The sequence below is a fragment of the Pseudidiomarina atlantica genome (genome assembly GCF_000753735.1).
GTDB lineage: Bacteria > Pseudomonadota > Gammaproteobacteria > Enterobacterales > Alteromonadaceae > Pseudidiomarina > Pseudidiomarina atlantica.
In genome coordinates, this window is sequence record NZ_JPIN01000006.1 from 159,216 (window position 1) to 182,424 (window position 23,209).

Below are 23,209 nucleotides of genomic sequence, written 5' to 3' on the forward strand. Positions count from 1 at the left end.
CTCAACTTAAACGACCGTTTGAATTTATCCAATGTACTGATTTCGCCACTTGGCAGCAAGTCCAAGCAGCGAAATCATCATGGCTTAACTAAAAGTAATAGCCGATATTGATGTTAAAGCGCGTATTGTAGTCGCTTGAGTTACCCGCCAGAGTACCACCTGCGAAGGGCTGGTTTTTTGCTGTGACCAAATCAAAGTAGGTATAAAGTCCACCGGCGGAGACGGCAACGCCTAAAACGTTCATGACGGTATCTTCAAGATCACCGGTCTTGTTCGTCATAACGTTGTAGTCGTTATAAAACGTCAGGTTGGTAATCGGCCCCAGTTGCACTGGCAAGCTGTAAGCGATGTTAAAATTGTACAAATCTGCTTTCGCAGGAATAGTGTCATAGAAGGCATAAGCACCTACCACAATCCCCTCATTTGCCATGTCCATGTCGTATTCGTACTGGGTAAACTGGCCGGTGAAGGTCCAGCGGTCGATGCTGTAGACACCGTGAGCAGCAAGTGCATAGCGGTCGCCGACATTATCTACCCCGTCGTTCATTTGGCCGAACTGACCTGATAAGCCCCACTCGAAACTACTGTCATCACTCAGTGCATACTTGCGCGCGACCCGCGCAGCAAAACTGTTGGCTTCTGCAACTTGCAGCGTCGGGGTATCGTAAATTCCCTCGTCACTGAGACGCACGCCCAGCGGATCGTAGGCATAGCGGTCTTCACGAGCACTGGTGAAGCCATCAACGCCACCGCTTTCGTCATTTTTGAAAAAGGCGATGTCAAAGTCCCACTCGGGATCACGGTAGCGCAGTTTCACCCCAGCATCGTGATCATCTTCAAGTCCAACATAAAAATTGGTGCTGAAAAAATAGCTATTGGAATTGTACGGCGTCACGCCAAAGGGCACTTTGGTGATGCCCAATTGCCCCTGCCAGTTTTCATCGAAGTTGTAGCCCACCCACGCGTGCTGCACCGATTCCATATATTGGAACCAACGATACTGAGCAGACAAAATCACGTCGCCAATCTCACCGCGAAAATCGATCCGTAACAAGTCAAAATCGAAGTCTCCACCGCGATCTTTATTGCCGTCGTTGTAGTCTTCCCAAACGTATTGGGCCCGCACTGCGCCACCAATCTCAATCGGCGCGTTTTGTGCAGCATCGACTTCTTCTTCTAAGCGTTCAAGGCGCGCGCGCAACTCACGATTATTAGAGTCCCGTTGCCTAACCACCGGTGCTGTACGTGGTTCTGCCGCAACCACAGCTGTTGTTGCTTCGCTCGCTTCTTGTTGTGTTTCTGCACCAGCTTGCTGTTGCGCTAATTGTTGTTCTAATTCAGCAACGCGTTGCTGCAACTGCTGCATTTGCTCAAGCAATTGCTCTACTTGCGCAGCAGTGACCTCCCCTTGCGTTTGCGAGTCTTGCGCAAACGCCTGTGGCGCGCTCAACAGCGCGCCAATAGTTAGGGCTAAAACATGCTTTTTCATGGTGACTCCTTACCGTAAAACATGCAAAAAGTGCATATGTTTATGATAGTGATCTATCACATCACCGATCACTGCATCACGCGACCAACCCAAGATATCGTAGTCTTGGCCGCCTTCCCGCAAGTGAACTTCCGCGCGATAGTATTTTTGTTCTTCACTGACGTCTTGTGGATCAGATTCAGCATGAATGAAAGCTGGCTGAATATGACTGACCAGATGAACTTGGTAAACGAAGTCGATTTCATCGCCATGCACCACCCTAAATTCAATAGTGTCGGTATCATCTGTGGTCAAATTGACGGTCAAACCGCTACTGCGCATCTCTTCGGCAACCTCATTAAACGACGGCTTGACGACTTGTTGCAGGAACCGCTGTCCAACTTGGCGACTCGGGAAGTCAATGATGTTGTGCAGCCGTTCGCGCCAATTCTTATTACTTAGCGCAGATGCCGTCAGGTAATTATTCTGCAGTGCATCCTTTTTGTGCACATCCACTCGTAGGGCTTTTATCAAACCAAAGGTTGTGATCATCAGAATAATGGTAAACGGCAATGCCGCGGCAATCGCCATAGTTTGTAACGCTCCCAAACCACCGGCTAAGAGCAGTACGATGGCAACGACGCCCTCGCCACTCGCCCAGAAAATACGCTGCCATACGGGTGTGTCATCACGGCCGTTAGAACAAAGCATATCAACCACCATGGAACCAGAATCCGATGATGTGACAAAGAAAACAATCACCATGACGGTGGCTAAACCGGACAAGAAAGTGCTAAAAGGAAACTGCTCTAAGAACGCAAATAGTGCGACTGGCGTATCATTTTGCACTAACTCACCGAGTTGGTCCGCTCCTTGGTTCAGAATCATGTCGATAGCTGAGTTACCGAAGAACGTCATCCACATTAACGTAAAGCCGGCTGGCACTAACAACACGCCCAGCACAAATTCACGAATCGTGCGGCCCCGCGATACCCGTGCTATAAATAAACCGACAAATGGCGCCCAGCTTAGCCACCAGCCCCAATAAAAGACTGTCCAGCCGCCAATCCAATCAGTTTTCTCATAAGCGAACAAATTGAAGGTGTTACCCACAATTTCTGAGACATATGCACCGGTGTTTTGCACAAAGGCCTGCAGTAAAAATACCGTAGGGCCAGCAATAAGTACGAACAATAACAACAGCACTGCAAGGCCCATGTTAAGTTCGGAAAGTCGGCGAATACCTTTATCCAAGCCGGTCGTCACCGAAATAATCGCAAGCCCAGTCACACCGATGATCAAGCCAACTTGCACCATGGTCGAGACTGGAATATCAAACAAATAGCCTAAACCTGAGTTGACCTGCGCTACCCCGAAACCAAGCGAGGTCGCTACCCCAAACACGGTACCGATAACCGCAAACACATCAACCGCATGACCGATAGGGCCGTAAATGCGCTCTCCGATAAGTGGGTAAAGCGCCGAACGAAGCGTTAGGGGTAAGCCATGGCGGTACGCAAAGAACGCTAAAATCAAAGCCACAATGGCATAGATTGCCCAAGCGTGCAGACCCCAGTGGAAGAAAGTGATTTTCATTGCTTCCCGCGCAGCTTCCACGGTACCTGCATCACCCACCGGAGGCGCTAGAAAGTGCATCACTGGTTCGGCAACACCGAAAAACATGAGACCAATGCCCATACCTGCCGAAAACAACATCGAAAACCAAGTGATCTTGGAATAATCCGGGCTTGAATGGTCAGGCCCTAATTTAATGGTGCCAAAACGCGAAAAGCCTAAGTAGACGACTGACAGCAAAATAATCGCGACCGCAGTTACATAGAACCAACTGGCATTCTCAATTATTGCTGACTGAATACTGTCAAAAGTGCCAGCTGCGGCGTCAGGGAAAATACTTGAAAATAATAAGATGATAAAGATGAGTCCCGCAGCGCTGTAAAACACGGGGGGATTAAGACGGGCTTTCTCGCTCGAATCCATGCTCGATACTCCCAGTTGGTGTGATTTTCCATTAATTATAGAGGGTTATGCGTGAGTTGCGAGTTTCGATCACAACAAAACAAAAAGGCCCCCAATGCTGGAGGCCTTTTTTAAGCGTTTCGCTATCTAAATTAGATAACTTCTGCGCGCTCTACAATTTCAACTAATGCCCAATTTTTGGTCTTGGATACTGGACGCGTTTCGCGAATAATCACGGTATCGCCAGTTTTACATGAGTTGTCTTCGTCGTGAGCGTGAAGTTTAGTTGTACGGGTAATGTACTTACCATATACAGGGTGCTTCACACGACGCTCGATAGCTACAACGATAGACTTGTCCATCTTGTCGCTAACGACACGACCTTGCAGAGTACGAATACGTTTTTCTTCAGCCATTACGCACCTGCCTTCTGATTCAGAATAGTTTTCACACGTGCGATATCACGACGCACTTGCTTCAACATGTGAGTTTGATTCAGCTGACCAGTAGCTGCTTGCATACGCAGGTTAAACTGCTCGCGACGCAAACCCAGCAATTCTTCTTGCAGCTGCTCAACGGTTTTTTCATTCAGTTCGTTCGCTTTCATTACATCACCGTCCGAGATACAAAGATGGTTTTGAATGGCAGCTTACGTGCCGCAAGGTCGAACGCTTCACGCGCCAACTCTTCCGAAACACCGTCGATTTCATACAGGACACGACCTGGCTGAATTTGAGCTACCCAGTACTCCACGCTACCTTTACCTTTACCCATCCGCACTTCAAGAGGCTTCTGAGTAATTGGTTTGTCAGGGAACACGCGGATCCAAATTTTACCTTGACGTTTCACGTGACGCGTCATGGCACGACGAGCCGCTTCGATTTGACGCGCAGTCATACGACCACGGTCAACAGCTTTCAAACCGAAAGTACCGAAGCTAACTTTGTTACCTGCTTGCGCCAGACCACGGTTGCGGCCCTTGTGAACCTTACGGAATTTTGTACGCTTTGGTTGTAACATTTAGTTTCTCCTTACTTACGGCCTTTAGGGCGTTTAGCTGGAGCTTGTGGCTTTTCTTCGACTGGCATACCGCCCAGTACTTCACCACGGAAGACCCAAACTTTTACACCGATAATACCGTAAGTGGTGTTAGCTTCTGCAGTTGCGTAATCGATATCTGCACGCAAGGTGTGCAACGGTACGCGACCTTCACGGTACCACTCAGAACGAGCAATCTCTGCTCCGCCTAAACGACCGCTAACTTCCACTTTGATACCTTTGGCGCCAAGACGCATTGCGTTTTGTACCGCGCGCTTCATCGCACGACGGAACATGACACGACGCTCTAGCTGACCAGCGATATTTTCAGCAACCAATTGTGCATCCAATTCTGGCTTACGAACTTCAGAGATGTTGATTTGCGCTGGCACGCCAGTCAATTTAGAAACCGCTTGACGCAGCTTCTCAACATCTTCGCCTTTCTTGCCAATCACTACGCCTGGACGGGCAGTGTGGATAGTCACACGGATACTTTTTGCAGGACGCTCAATAACGATGCGAGAAACTGAAGCGTTGCTCAGTTGCTTCTGCAGCATTTGGCGAACCTGATGATCACTGTGCAGGTTGTCGGCAAAATCTTTTGTATTCGCGAACCAGGTTGCATTCCATGGTTTGGTGATACCTAGGCGAATACCATTAGGATGTACTTTCTGACCCATAACTTATCTCCTAGCTATCTGAAACAACCACAGTAATGTGGCTGGTACGCTTAAAGATACGATCAGCACGACCTTTCGCACGAGGCTTGATGCGTTTCATGGTAGGACCTTCGTCAACCATTACTTTTGCAACTTTCAGCTCGTCGATGTCGGCGCCTTCGTTGTGTTCAGCATTCGCGATAGCTGACTCCAGCACCTTTTTCAGCAGACCAGCTGCGTCTTTCGGGCTGTAGTTCAGAATGTCCAGCGCTTTCGCTACTGGCAAACCGCGAATTTGGTCAGCTACCAACCGGCCTTTCTGCGCAGACAGGCGAGCAAACTTATGAATAGCAATAGCTTCCATCTTAACTCTCCTTAGCGTTTCTTGGCTTTCTTATCAGCGGCATGGCCACGATAAGTGCGGGTTGGTGCAAATTCACCAAGCTTGTGACCAATCATTTCGTCAGAAACGAAAACTGGTACGTGCTGGCGACCGTTATGAACAGCGATTGTAAGGCCGATCATATCAGGGATAATCATTGAACGACGAGACCAAGTTTTAATAGGCTTCTTGTCCCCGGCTTCCAACGCTTTCTCCACCTTATTCAGCAGGTGAAGGTCGATAAATGGACCTTTTTTAAGAGAACGTGGCATGTTTAATCCTCAACTCTTATTTAGTGCGACGACGTACGATGAATTTATCAGTACGCTTGTTCTTACGGGTCTTATAACCCTTAGTCGGTGTACCCCAAGGAGTAACCGGATGACGACCACCTGAAGTACGACCTTCACCACCACCGTGTGGGTGATCAACTGGGTTCATCGCCACACCGCGGACGGTAGGACGAACACCACGCCAGCGCTTCGCACCAGCTTTACCCAATTGACGCAGCATGTGTTCTGCGTTGCCGACTTCACCGATGGTTGCACGGCAGTCCGATGGGATCCGGCGAACTTCACCAGAACGCATACGTACCGTCACGTAGTTGCCATCGCGAGCCAAAACCTGTACGTAAGCACCAGCTGAACGTGCCAGCTGAGCACCTTTACCAGGCTTCATTTCGATAGCGTGTACAACCGAACCTACTGGGATATTGCGCAGTGGCAAGGTGTTACCCGCTTTGATCGGTGCATCTGAACCAGACTGTACAGAATCACCAGCTTTCAAGCCTTTAGGGGCAAGAATGTAGCGACGCTCACCGTCTGCATACAGAACCAATGCGATGTTTGCTGAACGGTTTGGATCATATTCCAAACGCTCAACTTTCGCAGGGATACCGTCTTTGGTACGTTTAAAGTCGATCATACGGTAGTGATGCTTGTGACCACCGCCGATGTGACGAACAGTAATACGACCGTTGTTGTTACGACCGCCTTTCTTGTTGTTTTTATCCAACAAAGGCGCGTAAGGTTTACCTTTGTACAGGTCTTCGTTAACCACTTTAACGACGTGGCGACGACCTGGAGACGTAGGCTTACACTTAACTAATGCCATGTGAATTCCTCCTCTTACTCAGCGCCGCCGACGAAGTCGATGTCAGCACCTTCTTTCAGGGTGACATACGCTTTTTTCCAGTCACTACGCTTACCGAAGCGCATACCGGTACGTTTGGTTTTGCCTTTCACGTTGACAGTGCGAACGCCTTCAACTTCAACCTCGAACAGTTTCTCAACTGCCGCTTTGATTTCAGCTTTGTTAGCGTCTTTAGCAACTTTGAAAACAACCGTGTTCGCAGTTTCAGCTGCAACAGTTGATTTCTCAGAAACGTGAGGAGCAAGAATCACTTTGAGTAAACGTTCTTCACGCATCATGATAATACCTCCTCAAGTTGCTTCACTGCGTCCGCAGTCATCAAAACTTTCTCAAAAGCAATCAGGCTTACTGGGTCAATGCCCTGTACGTCGCGCGCGTCAACTTTGTGCAAGTTGCGTGAAGCCAAGAACAAGTTTTCATCAAGTTCTTTGGTCACGATCAACACGTCGTTCAGTTCCATTGCTTTCAGCTTAGCAACCAAATCTTTGGTTTTTGGTGCATCAACACCAAAGCTTTCTACCACGACTAAACGGTCTTGACGAACCAGTTCAGACAAGATGCTTTTCATCGCACCGCGGTACATTTTTTTGTTTACTTTCTGGTCGTGGCTGCGTGGTTTTGCTGCAAAAGTAGTACCACCAGAGCGCCAGATTGGGCTACGGATAGTACCTGCGCGAGCGCGGCCAGTACCCTTCTGACGCCATGGCTTTTTGCCACCGCCAGATACTTCAGAACGCGTCTTTTGTGCTTTAGAACCCTGACGGGCGCCAGCAGCATAAGCAACGACTACCTGATGAATCAAAGCTTCGTTGAACTCACGTCCAAAGGTAGCTTCGGAAACTTCAAGAGCGCCTTTTGCGTCTTTTAATGTTAATTCCATCACCATTCTCCTCAGACGTTACGCCTTAGCCTTGACTGCTGGCTTGATGATGACATCACCGCCAGTAGCACCAGGGACAGCGCCACGAATCAGCAACAAACCACGCTCAGCGTCTACACGTACTACGTCTAGCGTTTGTACGGTAATTTGTTTGTTACCCATTTGGCCTGCCATTTTCTTGCCTTTGAATACCCGACCAGGAGACTGGTTTTGACCGATAGAACCCGGTGCACGATGTGACAACGAGTTACCATGGGTTGCGTCCTGAGTACGGAAATTCCAACGCTTGATAGCACCTTGGAAACCTTTACCTTTAGAGATACCGGTAACGTCTACTTTTTTGGTGTCCGCAAAAATTTCTACGGTGATTTCAGAACCTACTGCGAAATCATCACCTTCGCCGTCTTCTAGGCGGAATTCCCAGAGACCACGACCTGCTTCAACACCTGCTTTCGCAAAGTGACCAGCAGCTGGTTTGTTTACGCGGTTCGCTTTTTTGTCGCCTGTTGTTACTTGAAGCGCACGATAGCCGTCTGTTTCCTCAGTTTTAACCTGAGTCACACGGTTAGCAGTCACTTCAATCACAGTAACAGGTACAGAAGCGCCGTCTTCTTGGAAGACACGTGTCATTCCTACTTTACGACCGACTAGACCAATAGCCATTGTTAAAACCTCTCGTGTGTAATCCTATTACTGCCCGCTTAACCTAGGCTGATCTGTACATCAACGCCAGCTGCAAGGTCGAGACGCATTAACGCGTCAACTGTCTTGTCAGTAGGGTCCATGATATCGATCAGACGCTTGTGGGTACGGATCTCGTACTGGTCACGTGCATCTTTGTTCACGTGTGGAGAAATCAACACGGTGAAACGTTCTTTGCGCGTAGGCAGAGGGATTGGACCACGTACCTGAGCACCAGTGCGTTTTGCAGTTTCTACGATTTCTGCAGTTGACTGGTCAATCAGACGGTGATCGAACGCTTTCAGTCGAATCCGAATTCTTTGATTAGCCATAAAAAATCAAAGCCTCAAAATAAAGAGCATTTAAAAAAGAGCACAGAAAAAAACCGCCACCCTGGCAGCATACCGGGCGAGGTCTTTCCAACGAATCAACATTCAATCCCCTATCGGGATTGCTGTGGTTACCTAACTTCCAGAGGTTGTCCCCGCTTTGGGGATCAACAACTGTGGCGGCGAATTATACACGGAAATGAGCTAAAAGCAACAGCGTTACTCGTTATTCGACCGCTTCGCTCATCGTTAGGGTGAGAATATTAAAACCTCCCCCTAACGAGTCACGATTGACGATTAACGCTTTTTGTAGTCTTCGACTTGGCGCCAGACGCGGAGCAGATTCTCGTTCATGATTTTCTTAATATCGGCTTCCGAGTAGCCGCGATCGAGTAAACCCTGAATTAGATTTGGATAAGTTGAGACATCTTTGAGTCCCACCGGCAGCGAATCACCCACACCATCATAGTCGGAGCCTATGCCCACATGGTCGATGCCAATAAGTTCGACCACATGGTCGATATGATCAAGCACCTGCTCAAGGGTGGCAAATGGAAATGGATTGTCTTTTTGCAGTTCGGCAATACGCGTTTTGGCTTCTTCACTGTCTTCGCCGTACTGTTCTTTCACTTGCTCGATTTGTTGGTTAATCATGTCGCGGTAACGGTTGGCCGCTTGCGTAACAAAAGTCGAACCAAAGTTAATCATGATCACGCCACCATTTTCACCCAGCGCTTTGATCATGTCGTCGCTCATATTGCGTTCAAAACCTGGGGTATAACGACGTAACGAAGAGTGCGATGCGATGACTGGTGCTTTGGTAATTTCTAAGGTCTGCCAAAAGGCATCATCTGAGACATGAGAAATATCGATCATCATGCCGATGTTGTTCATTTCAACCACCAGCTCTTTGCCAAACGGGCTGAGGCCATTCCACTGCCGACGAATATCGTAGGACGAGTCAGCGATGTGATTTGATAATGAGTGCGATAATGTAATGTAGCGAATGCCACGCTCATAGAATTCTTTCAGGTTGGCCATATCGCCTTCCATCGGTGAGCCGTTTTCCATCCCTAGAGCAATCGAAATTTGCCCTTGCTCGAACTGCTTTTCAACGTCGGCGACGGTGTAAGCCATGGCAAATTTATCCGGCGCACGCCATGCTAAGGCTTCCATACTATCAATCAGTTGATGCGCGAGCTGCTTACTGGCGCCTGGGGTTTGTTCTAGCTGGGCAGGAATATAAATCGACATAAATGGGACATTTAAGCCGCCTTCGACTGCACGCGGATAATCAAATTCACCTTGGGCGGTGGCTTGGGTGACATCTTCCCACAGATTGGCAATGCGATAAGGCACATCAATGTGGGTGTCGATCAACATATTGTCTTGCGCAATTTGCTTCGCTTTGTCGCTAGCAGTGTATTCTTGGGCGCTTACTTGTACGTTTAGCGCACCGGTAACAGCCAGACTTACGGCACTGACCATTCCTAACCATGCAAATTTGTTCACGGGGGCTTCCTCGATGAGATAATTCTAGTTGTTGTTGTGTACAGCAGACTAGCATAATCTCCGCGCGAAAATCACCCCGTGTTTGATGCGTTAACCGCATGATTTATCGCAACGACCGCACCTGCAACGACTGTACTAACTACAGGTGCGAGGGTAAGAATCACTAACCAAATGGCGGTGTTGCTAAGCATGGTTTACTCTCCACGCGATTGCACTTTGTCCTGCTTGCGTTGCTCAGTAGCTGCCACTTGAGCGATCACTACATAGCGCTGCGGAGCAAGGTGCTGAAGTGCAGCCAATGCATAGTCGTAACCGCTTTTGTTTTGCTGCACGATCTGCTGCTTGACTTGCGCTGTTTGCGCCTTTAACGAATTCGCTAGCGCTTCTTCAAGTGACATACCGTCAGCTGCTGCCGTACCTGAAAATGAAGCTACTACCAATGCTAAACCTGCAATTACCTTTTTCATCATGTTCTCCTTACGTGGGTTAAAGCAACCGACTACGAACTGGTTGTTAGTTAAGTCGCAAGGAGTAATACAAAGGTTGTGCCAACTTTTAAAATAAATTACAAACTACTGTTTTATAAGTAATTTTAATTTCTGCAGATGGTATAAAGAGGTGTTTAGCTAAATTGACTCGTTCGTCATTTCCGCTATTCGTTGGTCAAATTTTTCACGTTCGACCAGTACTAAAGCCAACGCATTACGCATTAATTGCTCGGCGTCCGTCGCTAGCGGCCCTTGTTGACTGAGGTGCTGACGCCAGCGTTTGGCGCCCGGCTGGCCTTGGAATAGGCCTAGCATATGCCGTGCCACATGCCAGCAACGCCCACCTTGTTGCAGGTGGGACTCGATATAAGGAATCATCTGTTCAACCACCTGCACTTGTTCGGCGAAACTCGCCACTTGTGCAGTCGGCACGGTTGTCGGATCCGTTAATAGCGCGTCGAAACATCCTAAGAACGCAGGATTTTGGTAGGCTTCGCGACCGATCATTACACCATCAACTTGGGTTAAGTGGTTCACTATATCGGTAGCAGTCGTAATGCCGCCGTTAATCATGATGTGAAGATCCGGATAACGTTGCTTAGCACGATAGACGCGCTCATATTGCAACGGTGGTATTTCGCGATTTTGCTTTGGACTTAAACCATTCAGCCACGCCTTACGTGCGTGTAGCGTCAGGTACTGACAGCCTGCGGCAGCAATGGTGTCGATAAAACGATAAAGAAATGCGTCACTGTCATGCTCGTCAATACCAAGGCGCGTTTTTACCGACACTCGCAACCCAGGCGCCGCTTTTTGCATTGCTGCTACGCATGCCGCGACCGTTTCAGGTTCGGCCATCAGGCAAGCACCAAAGCTACCATTTTTAACTCGATCCGATGGACAGCCAACGTTGATATCAACGGCTTGGTAGCCACGCTCATAGGCTCGCGCTGCGCACTCCGCCATTGCCTGCGGATCACTGCCGCCAAGCTGCAATACCACCGGTTGTTCTGCAGGATCGAAAGTGAGATGGTCGTACTTACCGTGTATTATGGCGCCAGTCGTTACCATTTCAGTGAAAAGCACGGTTTTTTCAGTAAATAACCGATGAAAATACCGACAGTGGCGATCCGTCCAGTCAAGCATTGGCGCAATGGCAATACTTGGCGTAACTAAACGAGTTGTCGATACATCATTCATTTCTATCAACCTAAGCTTCGATGAAGCAGCAAAAGCGGAGCGCGTATTCTACGGTTTCAGCTCTGCTTTGCAAGTAACGACAGCGGTTAATGACTGCGCGGCATCAGCGCCGGTGCGCGCCGTTGCTGACTCGCCTGTTCATAAGCATAAGCAGCTTCAATCAACACAGCTTCACTATTCGCTCCGGCAAAAAAGCTCATGCCTACTGGCAGATGCTGTACAAAGCCCATTGGCACGGTGATGTGCGGATAGCCGGCAACTGCAGCTGGTGAACTTGCTGAACCTAAATAGTGGTCACCGTTGACTAGATCAATTTTCCACGCTGGCGCTGTGGTCGGAGCAACCAAGAGATCTACTTCATATTCAGCCAAAGTCGCATCGATTCCGTCTTTACCGGCAGCTTGTTTCGCGCGCTCTCGCGCAGCTTCGTATTCCTCTTGCTGCTCATCGGTGCGGGCGTTTGCCATCGTGAATAATTCTTGGCCAAAGAACGGCATAACCGCATCTGCTTGTTCATTATTGGCAGCTTCTAAATCGGCTAAACTGCGATAGGCCAACTTTGGATGCTGCGCGAGGTAGGCGGCCATGTCATATTTAAACTCATGTAACAGCACAGTAAATTCGTCTTGGCCCCAATTACGACCATTGCTGAAGCTAACATCCTCAACCAATTCAGCCCCAGCGTTTACCAGCACCTGCAACTGCCCTTCGAAGACCATATCAAGGCCGGCGTGATACCCGGTCAATTCGCGCATCACGCCAATGCGCTTACCGGCGAGGCCATCGTCTTTTAGATGAGCAGAATAATCGATGCTTACGCTGTAGCTTGCACTGTCAGCAGCGTCTTCGCCGAGCATAGCCTCAAGCATGTAGACCGCGTCACTGACGCTGCGTGCCATAGGTCCAGCACTGTCCTGACTGTGTGAAATCGGGATAATGCCACTGCGACTCACCGAACCGAGCGTAGGCTTAATGGTGACGATGCCGTTAATCGCCGCTGGGCAAACCAACGAGCCATCGGTTTCAGTACCGACCGCTAACGGGATTAAGTTCGCACTTACTGCAACGGCAGAGCCTGAGCTCGAGCCACAAGGACTGCGAGTGGTATCAAATGGGTTCTTCACTTGCCCGCCGATACTGCTCCAGCCTGAGCTTGATGCTGTGGAGCGAAAGTTTGCCCATTCACTCAAATTAGCTTTACCTATAATGATTGCTCCAGCCGCGCGCAGTTGCTTAACTAAAAATGCATCTTGGCTCGGTTGATGATCTTTCAATAGTAATGAGCCTGCGGTATTTGCCAAACCGTCTGCAGTATCAATATTGTCTTTTAACAGAACTGGAACGCCGTGCAATGGACCACGCGTGGAGCCATCAGCACGCTCCGCGTCCAGTTGCCGCGCAATAGCAAGCGCCTCGTCCAACGGCAATAACTGATTAACAGCACGTAAATCGGCGCCACGACGATTGTGTTGAGCGATTTGCCGATAGTAATGGCGCACAACTTGTTCGGCCGTTAGCTCGCCTGAGTCCATCGCACTTTGTAACTGCTCGACCGTTACCTCGCGAAAATCAAATTCCGGCGCTGCGATAGCTTGAGTTTGCCACGCAAGTCCCGCGCTGAATAAGGTGATCAGTAACCGACGGCGATTGCGTCGTGCTTTTAGTTGGGTTGTTGTCATTGTTATGCTCCTCTTTATCTTGAGTCTATCCTATAGTTTATTCGCGTGGTAAACTTTGCGATATGACGACAAAAGAAACCGCTCGATTGATTACCAAAGCCGAAAAGCTCTGCGAACAACGTGGTGCTAGGCTGACTCCTGCCCGCCGCGAAGTATTTGAAATTCTCGCTGGCGAATCTGGTGCCGTTGGTGCCTATGACCTGCTCGACAAGCTGAAAGCGGCGGTTCCTAACGCGAAACCGCCAACGATCTATCGCGCTCTTGATTTCTTACAAGAGCAAGGCTTCGTACACAAAATTTCGTCGTCGAACAGTTACGTACTGTGCAGCCATTTCGACCACCAGCATCCGGTACAAATGTTAATTTGCGACAGCTGTGGCACAGTGCAAGAGATTCAATCGGAAGGTGTCTATAACGCGCTACGCAAACAAGCCGAGGACCATGGCTTCCGGGTCGAAACACAAACCATCGAAGCCCACGGCATTTGCAGTAACTGCGTTTAAGCGGGTCGGTTAATAGTCGGGACCATCGGGAATTTCATGCTTGGCAAGATTATCGAAGCGCGAGAATTGACCTTGAAACTTCAAGGTCACAGTGCCAATAGGTCCATTCCGTTGCTTGCCTAAAATCACTTCGGCAATATTTTTGTACTCTGTCTCAGGATGATAGACCTCGTCGCGATAGATAAACATGATCACGTCAGCGTCCTGCTCAATAGAGCCAGATTCACGCAAATCCGAGTTAACGGGTCGACGGTTGGAGCGTTGCTCCAGCGAGCGGTTGAGCTGGGACAATGCCACCACAGGTACATTGAGTTCCTTTGCCAAGGCCTTAAGCGAGCGTGAAATTTCGGCAATCTCTAAGGTACGGTTTTCTGACATTCCAGGCACCGTCATCAACTGCAGATAATCGACCATAATCATAGATAAACCTCCATGCTCACGATAGACACGCCGCGCTCGCGAGCGTACTTCGTTTGGTGTTAAGCCTGAAGAGTCATCAATAAAAATGTTATTACGTTCTTTTAGAATCGAAATAGTTGAAGCAATACGGCTCCAATCTTCTTCCTTTAAGCGACCGTTGCGCACCCGCGTCTGGTCGACATGACTCAGCGATGCCATCATCCGCATGATAATTTGTTCCGCTGGCATTTCGAGACTAAAGACTAATACAGGTTCTTTGTATTTAAGTGCGATGTTCTCGACTAAGTTCATCGCGAAGGTGGTTTTACCCATAGATGGTCGCGCCGCGACAATGATCAAATCTGACGGTTGCAGGCCCGCGGTCATGTCATCGAGATCGGCAAATCCAGTCGCCTTACCGGTAACACCATTGGGGTCCTTACTCCGACTCAGTTCGTCGATACGATCCACCGTACGCTGCAAAATCGGAGCAATCGCCTGCGGTCCATCATCATTATTCATGCGCTTTTCGGCAATATTAAAAACCTTGCGCTCAGCAAAATCTAATAATTCTTGGCTAGTCCGATTCTGTGTATCAAAGCATGACTCGGTGATTTCGTTCGACACCGCGATCATTTCCCGCAGCACCGCGCGTTCACGGACAATTTGCGCATACGCTCGAATGTTTGCGGCACTGGGTGTGTTCTTGGCAATTTCCCCTAGATAGGCAAAGCCACCAATATCTTGCAATTCGCCGGCACTCTCAAGGTCTTCCGATACGGTCACTAAGTCTATCGGTTGGTTGCGCTCGGTAAGGCGGTGCATGGCTTGGAAGATCAACTTGTGACCACGATGGTAAAAATCATCAGCGATGATCTCGCCCGCGATGTTATCCCACGCCTGATTATCCAGCATCAAGCCGCCCAATACCGATTGTTCAGCTTCAATTGAATGCGGCGGTGTTTTCATTGCCGCTAATTTAGCGTCAGAACGGGATTTTTTCTCGGGGCGATTTGCGGCCATGCGACTCTCAGGTAATTAACGACGAATGGGTAAGACTATACAAAAAGCTGGCGACATAAGAAAGCGGATCGCACTGCGATCCGCCTCTACTTTGTCAATTACTCGGATGGCTTGCTTAGTTTTTCTGCAATACGATGTCACCACTCATACTGGTAAGTTCCACCCGTGCCGAACCGTCACCTAACTCTGTTGTCAGTGAGGCACCTATGCCCCACTCTGATTCATCAACGCGTGCATCATTGAGGCGATTTTCGATACTACCGCCGCCGCTCACTTCAGCTTCGATACGCGCATTGACCGCACCAGTTAAAGTGAGTTTTGCATCACCGCTGACTGAGTTGGCTTCGATACGACCATGTGCAGCAAGTGCTGTGCGGGCCTCGACATCTCCACTCACCGACTTAATTTGCAGCGTATCAACTTCTTGCAGGTGTAACTTCACATCGCCCGAGACACTCTCAGCGGTTACATGGCGTGCCACTGTATCAGCCGTCACATCGCCGCTAGTAGAGCGATAGGAGACACGGGTTGCTTGGCTCTCTTCATCGCTAACATCACCACTGACGCTTTTTAAATCAACCTCACCGGCTAGGCGTTCGCCATCAACGTCGCCACTCACTGTACTTAAGCGAATACGGCCGTTCAAATCATCCGCCTCGATGTCACCACTGACCGTGTTGACCCGCACATCACTGCTGAAGTTTTTCACGTCAAAGTCAGTCGAAACACCGTTCACCTCTAACATGGCTGATAGCGGTAAACGAATCGTGAGTTCTGTTTCTTCATCACCGCTAAAATTGCCGCGCTCGGGCATCTCAACCTTGATGGTCAAATTGCTGCCATTTAGTTCAAAGATGAAGCCGGTCGCGTATTCGTCAAGCTTGCCTTTGACATCGGCGTAATCAATGTCAGCACCTAAAATATCGATGTCACCACGCAAGTTGTCGACACTCACCACGACGTTACTCGGCACTTGCAGGCGTTGATCGACGCTCTCTTGTTTGGCTTGAGCTGGCAGCATCACTAAGCTTAAGGCTGCAGTTAGCATAACTTTATTCAATGTTTGCATGGTCGTTTTCCTCGTTTAAATCTGTTGCAGTTGTTTACTGTTGCTAACGGTAAATTGAGACGACAAAAGCTCGAGCTCTTTGTCGTACAGCCACTGTAGTAATTGCCACAGCGCTTGATTATCGGGTTCAGCCACGAGCTGTGCGCTGACCGTTTGAATACTGGTGCGCAGTTGTTGCAACTCTGCATCAACGTAGTCACTGCTTTGTTGCATGCCAACGGTTTGATAATGCGTGACTAACTGCTGTCGCTGTTGCTCATGTTGCTGGTTTAACATGGTTAGCAAAGCAACTTGTGGAGCTTGCTGCGCCAACTGCGGTGATTGCATTCCGTAAAACGTTACGCCACCGACCGCTAACACCAAACAAGCTGCCGTAGCCCAAGTGAACGCAAGCCAAGAACGACGCTGCGGCTTGGCAGCTACGCGACGCTGCAAGTGATGCTCGATGCCCGCCCATAAGTCCCGGCTTGGAGTCGGTTGCACATCACCCTCTCGAGCCGCAGTAATCAACTGGTCAAGCGACTGTTGCGGTACTTGTTTACTCATGGCTTAACCACTCCTCTAACATCGTTCGCGCGCGGTGCACCTGTGCTTTACTGGTGCCCACCGCTATATTTAATTCTTGCGCGACATCTTCGTGTCGCAGTCCTTCGATACAATGTAAGACAAACACTGCACGGGTCTGTGGCGGCAACCGCAGCATCAGTCGGTCAAGCGTCCCTAAGTCAGGAGCTTCATCGTGCGATAGCTGTTCGGCATAATCGCTCGCGTCCGTCAGTTGTAATTGTTGCCAATTCCGCTGCTTACGTAATTCACTTATGGCCACGCGCGTCGCAACCGTATGCAGCCAAGTACTGAATTTACTTTCGCCACGAAAGCTATCTATCACGTCCCATAGCTTAATAAAGACTTCCTGGGTCAGGTCTTCTGCCATCGCGTTGTCACCGGCCAAGCGCCAAACCAATGCGTAGATCTTGCGTTGGTGACGCTCGAAAAGCTGCTGAAAGGCATTGATATTGCCGTTCGCTGCTGCCATGACCAGATCCGTATCAGGGTCCTGAAAGCTATTGTGGGTTAAAACTTGTGCCGTCACATCGCATCCCTTTCTTGTTCTTGCTAGATGAGTCGCAGATTCTCTGTCAAAGGTTTACAGCGTGCTGAAAAAAAGCAAAAAAAAAACCGCAATCTGTTTCCAGACTGCGGCTTCTGTTAGCGGTTTGCTAGACTAATTAGTCAGCAGCAACTACTTGCAACTTCACGGTTGCGAATACGTCGGCATGCAAGTGCAATTCGATTTCGTATTCGCCAGTTTCGCGCAAGGTACCGTTTGGCAACAATACTTCGCTCTTCTGCACTTCAACGCCTGCAGCAGTTACTGCATCAGCGATGTCACGCGTACCGATTGAACCAAACAATTTACCTTCGTCACCAGCTTTAGAGCTGATGACAACTGGGTCAAGTGCGTTTACTTTTTCTGCACGTTGTTCAGCAGCAGCCAAATCAGCAGCGATTTTCGCTTCTAATTCTGCGCGGCGTTCTTCGAATGCTTTTACGTTCGCGTCGGTTGCAGGAACTGCTTTACCTTGTGGGAACAAAAAGTTACGTGCATAGCCAGACTTAACAGATACTTGGTCGCCCAAGCTACCTAAGTTGGCAATTTTGTCTAATAGAATGATTTCCATTGTTCGCTACCTCTGAGTTTCTGAGATCGTTCGCGATGCCGGCTTACTGATGTGAATCAGTGTAAGGCAGCAACGACAAATAACGTGCACGTTTGATGGCACGCGCCAACTGACGCTGGTACTTCGCAGAAGTGCCAGTGATGCGGCTAGGAACGATTTTGCCACTCTCAGTGATGTAGTTTTTCAGAGTAGCGATATCTTTGTAATCAATCTCTTTTACGCCTTCAGCCTTAAAACGGCAGAATTTACGGCGACGGAAAAAACGAGCCATGATGGTCTCCTCAAATCTTCACAAGTTGCTGGGCATGTAGCACAAGTCTGGGGTTACCATTGCGATCTTCTACACGGTGTAAAAAACCACTGACTTGTAATTGCATCCCAACGGTCAAATCAGGTTCCCATTGCTGAGCGAGTTCCCCGCTAATCACGACTTGTATGCGAACATACGCGTTACGCGGGAGTCCTGCTTCGTATTGCTGCGAACGATGTTCGAGCATAAATCGCACATGGCGAATTCCGGCTGGACTTTGTGTGACTTTCGGTGGCTGTAATAACACCCCACCTAATTCAAACTTATTACTCAATTCCACAATAGGTTGACGTTAGCAAACCAGCTTACGCTGCTTCGTTATCGTCTTGTTCTTCGTTGCGGCTATCACCTTTACGCTCTTCTTTCTTAGTCAGAGGAGACGCTTCAGTCACAGCTTCTTTTTTACGCATGATCATGTTGCGTAGCACTGCATCGTTGTAACGGAAAGCTGTTTCCAACTCTTCGACAACTTCAGCTGACGCTTCAATGTTCATCAACACGTAATGTGCTTTGTGCAACTTGTTGATTGGGTAAGCCAATTGACGACGGCCCCAGTCTTCCAGACGGTGGATGGTGCCGTTACCTTGTTTGATCGTGTCGCTGTAGCGCTCGATCATACCAGGTACTTGCTCGCTCTGGTCCGGATGGACCATGAATACGATTTCATAATGACGCATTTCTGCTCCTTATGGTTCATAGCTACTGATTGGCTCAGTCACACCGCAGCAGCAAGGAACGCTTTCTTTTAGTGAATTAACATCAGACTGATTTAAGCGGCGGGAGTGTAGCTGATTTTTCGCCCGATCACAAGCCAGCGCGGGCTGTTTCGCCATTTTCGACGAGATCAATCAGTACTTTCACAAATTGCTCTGGCAATGCTCCTTGGGCAGCGGGCGGTCCCTGTACTTTGAAGCGTTGCTCGGACGCTGCTTGTGGCGTCGCTAGACGACCGTTAATCACTAACTGCTCAGCCACTTCTACACGTACGGTCAATTGCCATGCGTAAGCAGCAGGTTGCTCAACTATGCGCCACTCATGGCGTTGTTCAATGCGCTGTTGCACATCAAAAATTACATCATCAAGCTCAGGCGTAGTCGCCGCTTCGTAACTAACATAAAGCTGTGGTTTGTTGGTGCGGTCTCCTGGCGCAAATTCACCGGTAGGCAACCATGCCAAGGCCAACAGTACCATCACGATAACGGATAGAATAATCGGACGTAAGCGCAGTAATGGCATTTTCTTCACTGGGTTACCCTTGAGCAGTTTGACGTTGGCGCACAGCTTCGAATAAGCAAACACCGGTTGCCACCGATACGTTCAGGCTCGAAACTGTTCCTAGCAATGGAATCTTGATCAGTTCGTCACAGGTTTCGCGAGTGAGGCGGCGCATACCGTCGCCCTCTGCCCCCATGACTAAGGCGACGGGTCCCGTTAAATCGACTGCATAAACGGATTGCTCGGCTTCACCAGCGGTCCCCATTACCCACACTTGTAATTCCTGTAACTGCTTCAAGGCCCGAGCCAAATTAGTGACTTGCACCAATGGCACGGTTTCCGCTGCGCCACAGGCAACTTTACGTACCGTCGGATTAAGACTGGCAGATTTATCCTTGGGAACGATTACAGCCGTTACCCCGGCCGCATCAGCCGTACGCAAGCAAGCGCCTAAGTTGTGCGGGTCGGTGACGCCGTCAAGCACCAGAAATAACGGTCGACCTTGATATTTCGCGATGAGATCAGGCAGGTCATTGTCGCTTAGTAAGGGGGCTTCTTGAGCAACGATAATAACCCCTTGATGATTGCCACCCTCGGCTTTCTTATCAAGCGTCTGCTTCGGCACAAACTGTGCGCGCAAGCCCAGTTTTTGCGCCTGTTGAATCAGTTGTTGTAGGGTTTGATCTTGACGCTCACGCTGCGCAAATACTTCAATGATGCGCTCTGGATGACGTTCCAACAGCGCTCGCACTGCATGTAAGCCGAAAACCATTACTTTCTTACTCATACGACCGAGTTACCTTTTCTTTTTGCCTTTCATTGCTTTGCGCTTGGCTTCAACTTTCGCGCGCTTGGCTTTGACATGAGCTTTCTTTTGCTGTTTGTTCTTTTTCCGTGGCGGCTGTTGTCCAGCTTTGTCGCCAGCAGCTTCATCTTTTTTCCAGCCACCCGCCATACGGTCTTTGCCGGCAGGACTCTCGGCGGCAAGTAGCGCTAAATCGATTTTCCGTTCGTCAAGGTTGACGCTGCGAACGCGAATGCGAACTTTATCACCAAGACGATAGACGCGGCGGCTATTCTCACCGATCAGCAAGTGTTTTTCATTATCAAAATGATAGTAATCGTTATCTAGGCTACTTACGTGAATCAAACCATCAATGTGCAAATCGTCGATACGAATAAATAGACCAAAATTGGTGACCGAGGCGATGACACCTCCGAACTCTTCACCAATATGGTCTTGCATGTACTCGCACTTAAGCCACTCATCAACCTGACGGGTCGCGTCATCAGCGCGGCGTTCTGTCATTGAGCAATGTTCGCCGAGTTCATCAAGTTGCTCATCCGGGTACATCCAAGCTCCTTCCAAGGCCTTGCTCGGACCTTGCTGCTTTTTCAACAGCGACTTAATAGCACGGTGTAAAACTAAATCCGGATAGCGCCGAATGGGCGAGGTAAAGTGGGCATATTCGTCAAGTGCCAAGCCAAAATGTCCGGCATTATCAGGACTATAAACGGCCTGCTGCATCGACCGTAACAACATGGTCTGAATCAGCTCAGCATCAGGCCGTTCGCGCACTTGTTCAAGCACTTCGGCATAATCAGCGGGACTCGGATCGTCACCGCCTTTCAAAGTCAGCCCAAGTTCACTTAAAAAACTGCGGAAATTGGTAAGACGCTCACTTGCTGGTGGCTCATGCACACGGAACAAGGCTCCGGCCTCGTCGTGCTCTTCAATTAGCCGCGCGGTGGCCACGTTGGCCATAATCATGCATTCTTCAATAATAGTGTGGGCGACATTACGGCGCACTGGCTCAATGCTTTCAATTTTGCGCTCAGCATTGAAAATAAACCGCGTTTCTAAGGTTTCAAATTCAATAGCATGACGCGCTTGGCGGGCACGTTTCAATACTTTGAACAAGTTGTGCAACTCTTCCACGTTACTTAGCACGTGGTCATACTCTTGACGTAACTTCGGATCGCCATCGAGCATCGCCGCAACCTTAGTATAAGTTAAGCGGGCATGAGACTTCATAACTGCCGGATAAAACTTACTGTGTTGCAACTTGCCATGAGCTGAAACTTTCATTTCGGCTACCATACACAACCGATCGACATCCGGATTGAGTGAGCACAAACCGTTCGACAGTTTCTCGGGCAGCATTGGCACTACGAAATTCGGGAAATAAACCGAATTACCGCGTTCTAGCGCGTCTTTATCGAGCGCTGTATTAGGTCGCACGTAATAGCTAACATCCGCTATTGCCACCCATAAGCGCCAGCCATCACCTTCGCGTTCGGCACAGACAGCATCATCAAAGTCGCGTGAATCTTCACCATCAATGGTGATAAGTTTCAAAGCGCGTAAATCGATACGATCCGCATAAGCTTCTTCAGGCACAGTTTCGGCGACACGGGCAACTTCTTGCTCCGTTTTGGCACTCCACTCAGTTGGAATATCATGCTCGCGAATGGCGATTTCGATTTCCATACCCGGCGCCATATGTTCACCCAGTATCTCAACCACTTCACCAATAGGGCTCGTCCTGCGGTTCGGCCGGTGGGTGACTTTGACCACCACAATCTGCCCATGCCGAGCGCCATTCCGCGCTTCTTCAGGCACTAGAATGTCTTGATTCAGGCGACTATCGTCTGGCACCACAACACCAAGGTCGTGGTCAATAAAGAAGCGCCCAACAATATTACCTTCACGGGGTTCTATGACCCGTACGATGCGCCCTTCACGGCGCCCTTTGCTGTCTTTGCCCTGCTCTTGCACCAGCACGCGATCACCGTGCATTACGGTGTACATCTGATTCGGTGAAATGAATAAGTCTGCACCGCCTTCGTCCGGTTTACAGAAACCAAAGCCATCGCGGTGGCCAATAATGCGACCTTTGATTAAATTCATGCGGCTTGGCAAGCCGTAGGCATTCGCCTTGGTATAGATTAACTGTCCGTCGCGCTCCATTGCGCGAAGGCGGCGCTTAACGCCGATGTGTTGACGCTCATCGGTCAATTTGAAGCGCTCAATAATTTCTTCGAACGTGGTTGGCTTGAGACGTGCTTCGACCGCCTCTAGCAGTTGTTCGCGCGACGGAATCTCAACCTCGTATTCAGGTTGTTCGTGCGTTTCTTGATTTTTTTCTTTAGTCATATTACCTCGAGGTAAACTCACGTTGATTCGTGTGTTTCCGATGTGCTTAAGCATAACAGAGAATTGCGATAAACACCGCATGCACAGGATGGTAACAAGCTTTAGAAGATGTAAACCAAGCGTTGGTCAAACTATACCAGTGTATACCAGCTAGTTTTAACAGCTCACAATAGATGGGTTATGTTTAAGATATTGATTTTAATGGTGCCGAAGGGGGGACTTGAACCCCCACGCTGTTACCAGCGGCGGATTTTGAATCCGCTGCGTCTACCAATTCCGCCACTTCGGCTTGAAGATTTGACTTGTGTGTCGGTAGTGCGAGGCATTATACGCAAGCTAAGTTTCCGATCAAGAAAATTTATTGGGATTTTAACTGTTCGGCTAAAACATGAGCAAATCTGCACTA

Annotated in this window: 29 protein-coding genes and 1 tRNA gene; 1 reads left to right on the forward strand and 29 read right to left on the reverse strand. The window is 49.1% G+C overall.

The window, feature by feature from the left end; translation table 11 throughout:
- Window positions 1–88 precede the first annotated feature (88 nt).
- From IDAT_RS06660 to IDAT_RS06740, 17 genes are all read right to left on the reverse strand, one after another.
- Window positions 89–1,489: a porin family protein gene (locus tag IDAT_RS06660; protein ID WP_034732153.1), complete on the reverse strand. Its 1,401-nt coding sequence runs from the start codon at window positions 1,487–1,489 to the stop codon at window positions 89–91.
- A gap of 9 nt (window positions 1,490–1,498) precedes the next feature.
- Window positions 1,499–3,466, reverse strand: a complete 1,968-nt coding sequence (locus IDAT_RS06665; protein WP_034732156.1) for a BCCT family transporter — start codon at window positions 3,464–3,466, stop codon at window positions 1,499–1,501.
- A gap of 131 nt (window positions 3,467–3,597) precedes the next feature.
- A complete protein-coding gene (gene rpsQ, locus IDAT_RS06670; RefSeq protein WP_034732157.1) occupies window positions 3,598–3,861 on the reverse strand; it encodes a 30S ribosomal protein S17 in 264 nt (87 codons plus the stop codon).
- The gene (gene rpmC, locus IDAT_RS06675; protein ID WP_034732160.1) at window positions 3,861–4,052 is read right to left on the reverse strand and encodes a 50S ribosomal protein L29; all 192 of its coding nucleotides are present in this window, start codon (window positions 4,050–4,052) and stop codon (window positions 3,861–3,863) included. The genes rpsQ and rpmC overlap by 1 nt, the downstream gene beginning before the upstream one ends.
- Complete coding sequence (gene rplP, locus IDAT_RS06680; protein WP_034732161.1) at window positions 4,052–4,465, reverse strand: 50S ribosomal protein L16; 414 nt, start codon at window positions 4,463–4,465, stop codon at window positions 4,052–4,054. The genes rpmC and rplP overlap by 1 nt, the downstream gene beginning before the upstream one ends.
- Before the next feature lie 11 nt (window positions 4,466–4,476).
- Window positions 4,477–5,163: a 30S ribosomal protein S3 gene (gene rpsC / locus IDAT_RS06685; RefSeq protein WP_034732162.1), complete on the reverse strand. Its 687-nt coding sequence runs from the start codon at window positions 5,161–5,163 to the stop codon at window positions 4,477–4,479.
- A gap of 10 nt (window positions 5,164–5,173) precedes the next feature.
- Window positions 5,174–5,506, reverse strand: a complete 333-nt coding sequence (gene rplV / locus IDAT_RS06690) for a 50S ribosomal protein L22 (protein ID WP_026860407.1) — start codon at window positions 5,504–5,506, stop codon at window positions 5,174–5,176.
- An 11-nt stretch (window positions 5,507–5,517) separates the two neighbouring features.
- Complete coding sequence (gene rpsS, locus IDAT_RS06695; RefSeq protein WP_026860408.1) at window positions 5,518–5,796, reverse strand: 30S ribosomal protein S19; 279 nt, start codon at window positions 5,794–5,796, stop codon at window positions 5,518–5,520.
- Window positions 5,797–5,812: 16 nt separating this feature from the next.
- Window positions 5,813–6,637, reverse strand: coding sequence for a 50S ribosomal protein L2 (gene rplB, locus IDAT_RS06700; protein ID WP_034732163.1), 825 nt, complete (start codon window positions 6,635–6,637; stop codon window positions 5,813–5,815).
- Between the two features lie 14 nt (window positions 6,638–6,651).
- The gene (gene rplW, locus IDAT_RS06705) at window positions 6,652–6,954 is read right to left on the reverse strand and encodes a 50S ribosomal protein L23 (RefSeq protein WP_034732164.1); all 303 of its coding nucleotides are present in this window, start codon (window positions 6,952–6,954) and stop codon (window positions 6,652–6,654) included.
- Window positions 6,951–7,556, reverse strand: coding sequence for a 50S ribosomal protein L4 (rplD, locus tag IDAT_RS06710; RefSeq protein ID WP_034732165.1), 606 nt, complete (start codon window positions 7,554–7,556; stop codon window positions 6,951–6,953). Before rplD ends, rplW begins: the two co-directional genes overlap by 4 nt.
- 18 nt (window positions 7,557–7,574) lie before the next feature.
- Entirely contained in the window at window positions 7,575–8,219 is a 645-nt protein-coding gene (rplC, locus tag IDAT_RS06715; RefSeq protein ID WP_034732166.1) for a 50S ribosomal protein L3, read from the reverse strand.
- 38 nt (window positions 8,220–8,257) lie between these two features.
- Window positions 8,258–8,569: a 30S ribosomal protein S10 gene (gene rpsJ, locus IDAT_RS06720; protein WP_008488677.1), complete on the reverse strand. Its 312-nt coding sequence runs from the start codon at window positions 8,567–8,569 to the stop codon at window positions 8,258–8,260.
- Between the two features lie 294 nt (window positions 8,570–8,863).
- On the reverse strand, window positions 8,864–10,054 hold the full coding sequence (locus IDAT_RS06725; protein ID WP_034732311.1) for a dipeptidase: 1,191 nt from the start codon (window positions 10,052–10,054) through the stop codon (window positions 8,864–8,866).
- Between the two features lie 218 nt (window positions 10,055–10,272).
- A complete protein-coding gene (locus IDAT_RS06730; protein WP_156099493.1) occupies window positions 10,273–10,548 on the reverse strand; it encodes a hypothetical protein in 276 nt (91 codons plus the stop codon).
- 156 nt (window positions 10,549–10,704) lie between these two features.
- Window positions 10,705–11,766, reverse strand: coding sequence for a tRNA dihydrouridine(20/20a) synthase DusA (dusA, locus tag IDAT_RS06735; RefSeq protein WP_081909782.1), 1,062 nt, complete (start codon window positions 11,764–11,766; stop codon window positions 10,705–10,707).
- An 86-nt stretch (window positions 11,767–11,852) separates the two neighbouring features.
- A complete protein-coding gene (locus tag IDAT_RS06740; RefSeq protein ID WP_034732169.1) occupies window positions 11,853–13,445 on the reverse strand; it encodes an amidase in 1,593 nt (530 codons plus the stop codon).
- A 62-nt stretch (window positions 13,446–13,507) separates the two neighbouring features.
- On the opposite strand from IDAT_RS06740, the gene zur reads away from it, so the two are divergent.
- Window positions 13,508–13,948, forward strand: a complete 441-nt coding sequence (gene zur, locus IDAT_RS06745) for a zinc uptake transcriptional repressor Zur (protein WP_034732170.1) — start codon at window positions 13,508–13,510, stop codon at window positions 13,946–13,948.
- Window positions 13,949–13,957: 9 nt separating this feature from the next.
- Here zur and dnaB read toward each other — a convergent pair whose 3' ends face one another.
- The 12 genes from dnaB to IDAT_RS06805 form a co-directional block, all read right to left on the reverse strand.
- Complete coding sequence (gene dnaB, locus IDAT_RS06750) at window positions 13,958–15,370, reverse strand: replicative DNA helicase (protein WP_034732172.1); 1,413 nt, start codon at window positions 15,368–15,370, stop codon at window positions 13,958–13,960.
- A gap of 115 nt (window positions 15,371–15,485) precedes the next feature.
- Entirely contained in the window at window positions 15,486–16,439 is a 954-nt protein-coding gene (locus IDAT_RS06755; protein WP_034732173.1) for a DUF4097 family beta strand repeat-containing protein, read from the reverse strand.
- Between the two features lie 15 nt (window positions 16,440–16,454).
- Entirely contained in the window at window positions 16,455–16,985 is a 531-nt protein-coding gene (locus tag IDAT_RS06760) for a hypothetical protein (protein WP_034732174.1), read from the reverse strand.
- Window positions 16,978–17,532 (reverse strand): RNA polymerase sigma factor, encoded by a 555-nt coding sequence (locus IDAT_RS06765; protein ID WP_034732176.1) that lies wholly within the window; start codon window positions 17,530–17,532, stop codon window positions 16,978–16,980. Before IDAT_RS06765 ends, IDAT_RS06760 begins: the two co-directional genes overlap by 8 nt.
- 136 nt (window positions 17,533–17,668) lie before the next feature.
- A complete protein-coding gene (gene rplI, locus IDAT_RS06770; protein ID WP_034732177.1) occupies window positions 17,669–18,121 on the reverse strand; it encodes a 50S ribosomal protein L9 in 453 nt (150 codons plus the stop codon).
- A 43-nt stretch (window positions 18,122–18,164) separates the two neighbouring features.
- Window positions 18,165–18,392, reverse strand: coding sequence for a 30S ribosomal protein S18 (rpsR, locus tag IDAT_RS06775; protein WP_006956988.1), 228 nt, complete (start codon window positions 18,390–18,392; stop codon window positions 18,165–18,167).
- A 10-nt stretch (window positions 18,393–18,402) separates the two neighbouring features.
- Window positions 18,403–18,711, reverse strand: coding sequence for a primosomal replication protein N (gene priB / locus IDAT_RS06780; RefSeq protein WP_425277392.1), 309 nt, complete (start codon window positions 18,709–18,711; stop codon window positions 18,403–18,405).
- A 25-nt stretch (window positions 18,712–18,736) separates the two neighbouring features.
- Window positions 18,737–19,108 (reverse strand): 30S ribosomal protein S6, encoded by a 372-nt coding sequence (gene rpsF / locus IDAT_RS06785; RefSeq protein WP_034732178.1) that lies wholly within the window; start codon window positions 19,106–19,108, stop codon window positions 18,737–18,739.
- Between the two features lie 127 nt (window positions 19,109–19,235).
- Window positions 19,236–19,730, reverse strand: coding sequence for a hypothetical protein (locus tag IDAT_RS06790; RefSeq protein ID WP_156099494.1), 495 nt, complete (start codon window positions 19,728–19,730; stop codon window positions 19,236–19,238).
- Window positions 19,681–20,433, reverse strand: coding sequence for a 23S rRNA (guanosine(2251)-2'-O)-methyltransferase RlmB (gene rlmB / locus IDAT_RS06795; RefSeq protein ID WP_034732180.1), 753 nt, complete (start codon window positions 20,431–20,433; stop codon window positions 19,681–19,683). The genes IDAT_RS06790 and rlmB overlap by 50 nt, the downstream gene beginning before the upstream one ends.
- 9 nt (window positions 20,434–20,442) lie before the next feature.
- Complete coding sequence (rnr, locus tag IDAT_RS06800; RefSeq protein WP_034732181.1) at window positions 20,443–22,803, reverse strand: ribonuclease R; 2,361 nt, start codon at window positions 22,801–22,803, stop codon at window positions 20,443–20,445.
- Between the two features lie 202 nt (window positions 22,804–23,005).
- Window positions 23,006–23,092 (reverse strand) — tRNA-Leu (locus tag IDAT_RS06805).
- Between the last annotated feature and the right edge of the window lie 117 nt (window positions 23,093–23,209).

What these genes read in the sequence shown, in the direction of transcription:
- IDAT_RS06660 (WP_034732153.1), bottom strand. Translation starts at nt 1,489, where the DNA reads ATGAAAAAGCATGTTTTAGCCCTAACTATTGGCGCGCTGTTGAGCGCG.
- IDAT_RS06665 (WP_034732156.1), bottom strand. Translation starts at nt 3,466, where the DNA reads ATGGATTCGAGCGAGAAAGCCCGTCTTAATCCCCCCGTGTTTTACAGC.
- rpsQ (WP_034732157.1), bottom strand. Translation starts at nt 3,861, where the DNA reads ATGGCTGAAGAAAAACGTATTCGTACTCTGCAAGGTCGTGTCGTTAGC.
- rpmC (WP_034732160.1), bottom strand. Translation starts at nt 4,052, where the DNA reads ATGAAAGCGAACGAACTGAATGAAAAAACCGTTGAGCAGCTGCAAGAA.
- rplP (WP_034732161.1), bottom strand. Translation starts at nt 4,465, where the DNA reads ATGTTACAACCAAAGCGTACAAAATTCCGTAAGGTTCACAAGGGCCGC.
- rpsC (WP_034732162.1), bottom strand. Translation starts at nt 5,163, where the DNA reads ATGGGTCAGAAAGTACATCCTAATGGTATTCGCCTAGGTATCACCAAA.
- rplV (WP_026860407.1), bottom strand. Translation starts at nt 5,506, where the DNA reads ATGGAAGCTATTGCTATTCATAAGTTTGCTCGCCTGTCTGCGCAGAAA.
- rpsS (WP_026860408.1), bottom strand. Translation starts at nt 5,796, where the DNA reads ATGCCACGTTCTCTTAAAAAAGGTCCATTTATCGACCTTCACCTGCTG.
- rplB (WP_034732163.1), bottom strand. Translation starts at nt 6,637, where the DNA reads ATGGCATTAGTTAAGTGTAAGCCTACGTCTCCAGGTCGTCGCCACGTC.
- rplW (WP_034732164.1), bottom strand. Translation starts at nt 6,954, where the DNA reads ATGATGCGTGAAGAACGTTTACTCAAAGTGATTCTTGCTCCTCACGTT.
- rplD (WP_034732165.1), bottom strand. Translation starts at nt 7,556, where the DNA reads ATGGAATTAACATTAAAAGACGCAAAAGGCGCTCTTGAAGTTTCCGAA.
- rplC (WP_034732166.1), bottom strand. Translation starts at nt 8,219, where the DNA reads ATGGCTATTGGTCTAGTCGGTCGTAAAGTAGGAATGACACGTGTCTTC.
- rpsJ (WP_008488677.1), bottom strand. Translation starts at nt 8,569, where the DNA reads ATGGCTAATCAAAGAATTCGGATTCGACTGAAAGCGTTCGATCACCGT.
- IDAT_RS06725 (WP_034732311.1), bottom strand. Translation starts at nt 10,054, where the DNA reads ATGGTCAGTGCCGTAAGTCTGGCTGTTACCGGTGCGCTAAACGTACAA.
- IDAT_RS06730 (WP_156099493.1), bottom strand. Translation starts at nt 10,548, where the DNA reads ATGATGAAAAAGGTAATTGCAGGTTTAGCATTGGTAGTAGCTTCATTT.
- dusA (WP_081909782.1), bottom strand. Translation starts at nt 11,766, where the DNA reads ATGAATGATGTATCGACAACTCGTTTAGTTACGCCAAGTATTGCCATT.
- IDAT_RS06740 (WP_034732169.1), bottom strand. Translation starts at nt 13,445, where the DNA reads ATGACAACAACCCAACTAAAAGCACGACGCAATCGCCGTCGGTTACTG.
- zur (WP_034732170.1), top strand. Translation starts at nt 13,508, where the DNA reads ATGACGACAAAAGAAACCGCTCGATTGATTACCAAAGCCGAAAAGCTC.
- dnaB (WP_034732172.1), bottom strand. Translation starts at nt 15,370, where the DNA reads ATGGCCGCAAATCGCCCCGAGAAAAAATCCCGTTCTGACGCTAAATTA.
- IDAT_RS06755 (WP_034732173.1), bottom strand. Translation starts at nt 16,439, where the DNA reads ATGCAAACATTGAATAAAGTTATGCTAACTGCAGCCTTAAGCTTAGTG.
- IDAT_RS06760 (WP_034732174.1), bottom strand. Translation starts at nt 16,985, where the DNA reads ATGAGTAAACAAGTACCGCAACAGTCGCTTGACCAGTTGATTACTGCG.
- rplI (WP_034732177.1), bottom strand. Translation starts at nt 18,121, where the DNA reads ATGGAAATCATTCTATTAGACAAAATTGCCAACTTAGGTAGCTTGGGC.
- rpsR (WP_006956988.1), bottom strand. Translation starts at nt 18,392, where the DNA reads ATGGCTCGTTTTTTCCGTCGCCGTAAATTCTGCCGTTTTAAGGCTGAA.
- rpsF (WP_034732178.1), bottom strand. Translation starts at nt 19,108, where the DNA reads ATGCGTCATTATGAAATCGTATTCATGGTCCATCCGGACCAGAGCGAG.
- rlmB (WP_034732180.1), bottom strand. Translation starts at nt 20,433, where the DNA reads ATGAGTAAGAAAGTAATGGTTTTCGGCTTACATGCAGTGCGAGCGCTG.
- rnr (WP_034732181.1), bottom strand. Translation starts at nt 22,803, where the DNA reads ATGACTAAAGAAAAAAATCAAGAAACGCACGAACAACCTGAATACGAG.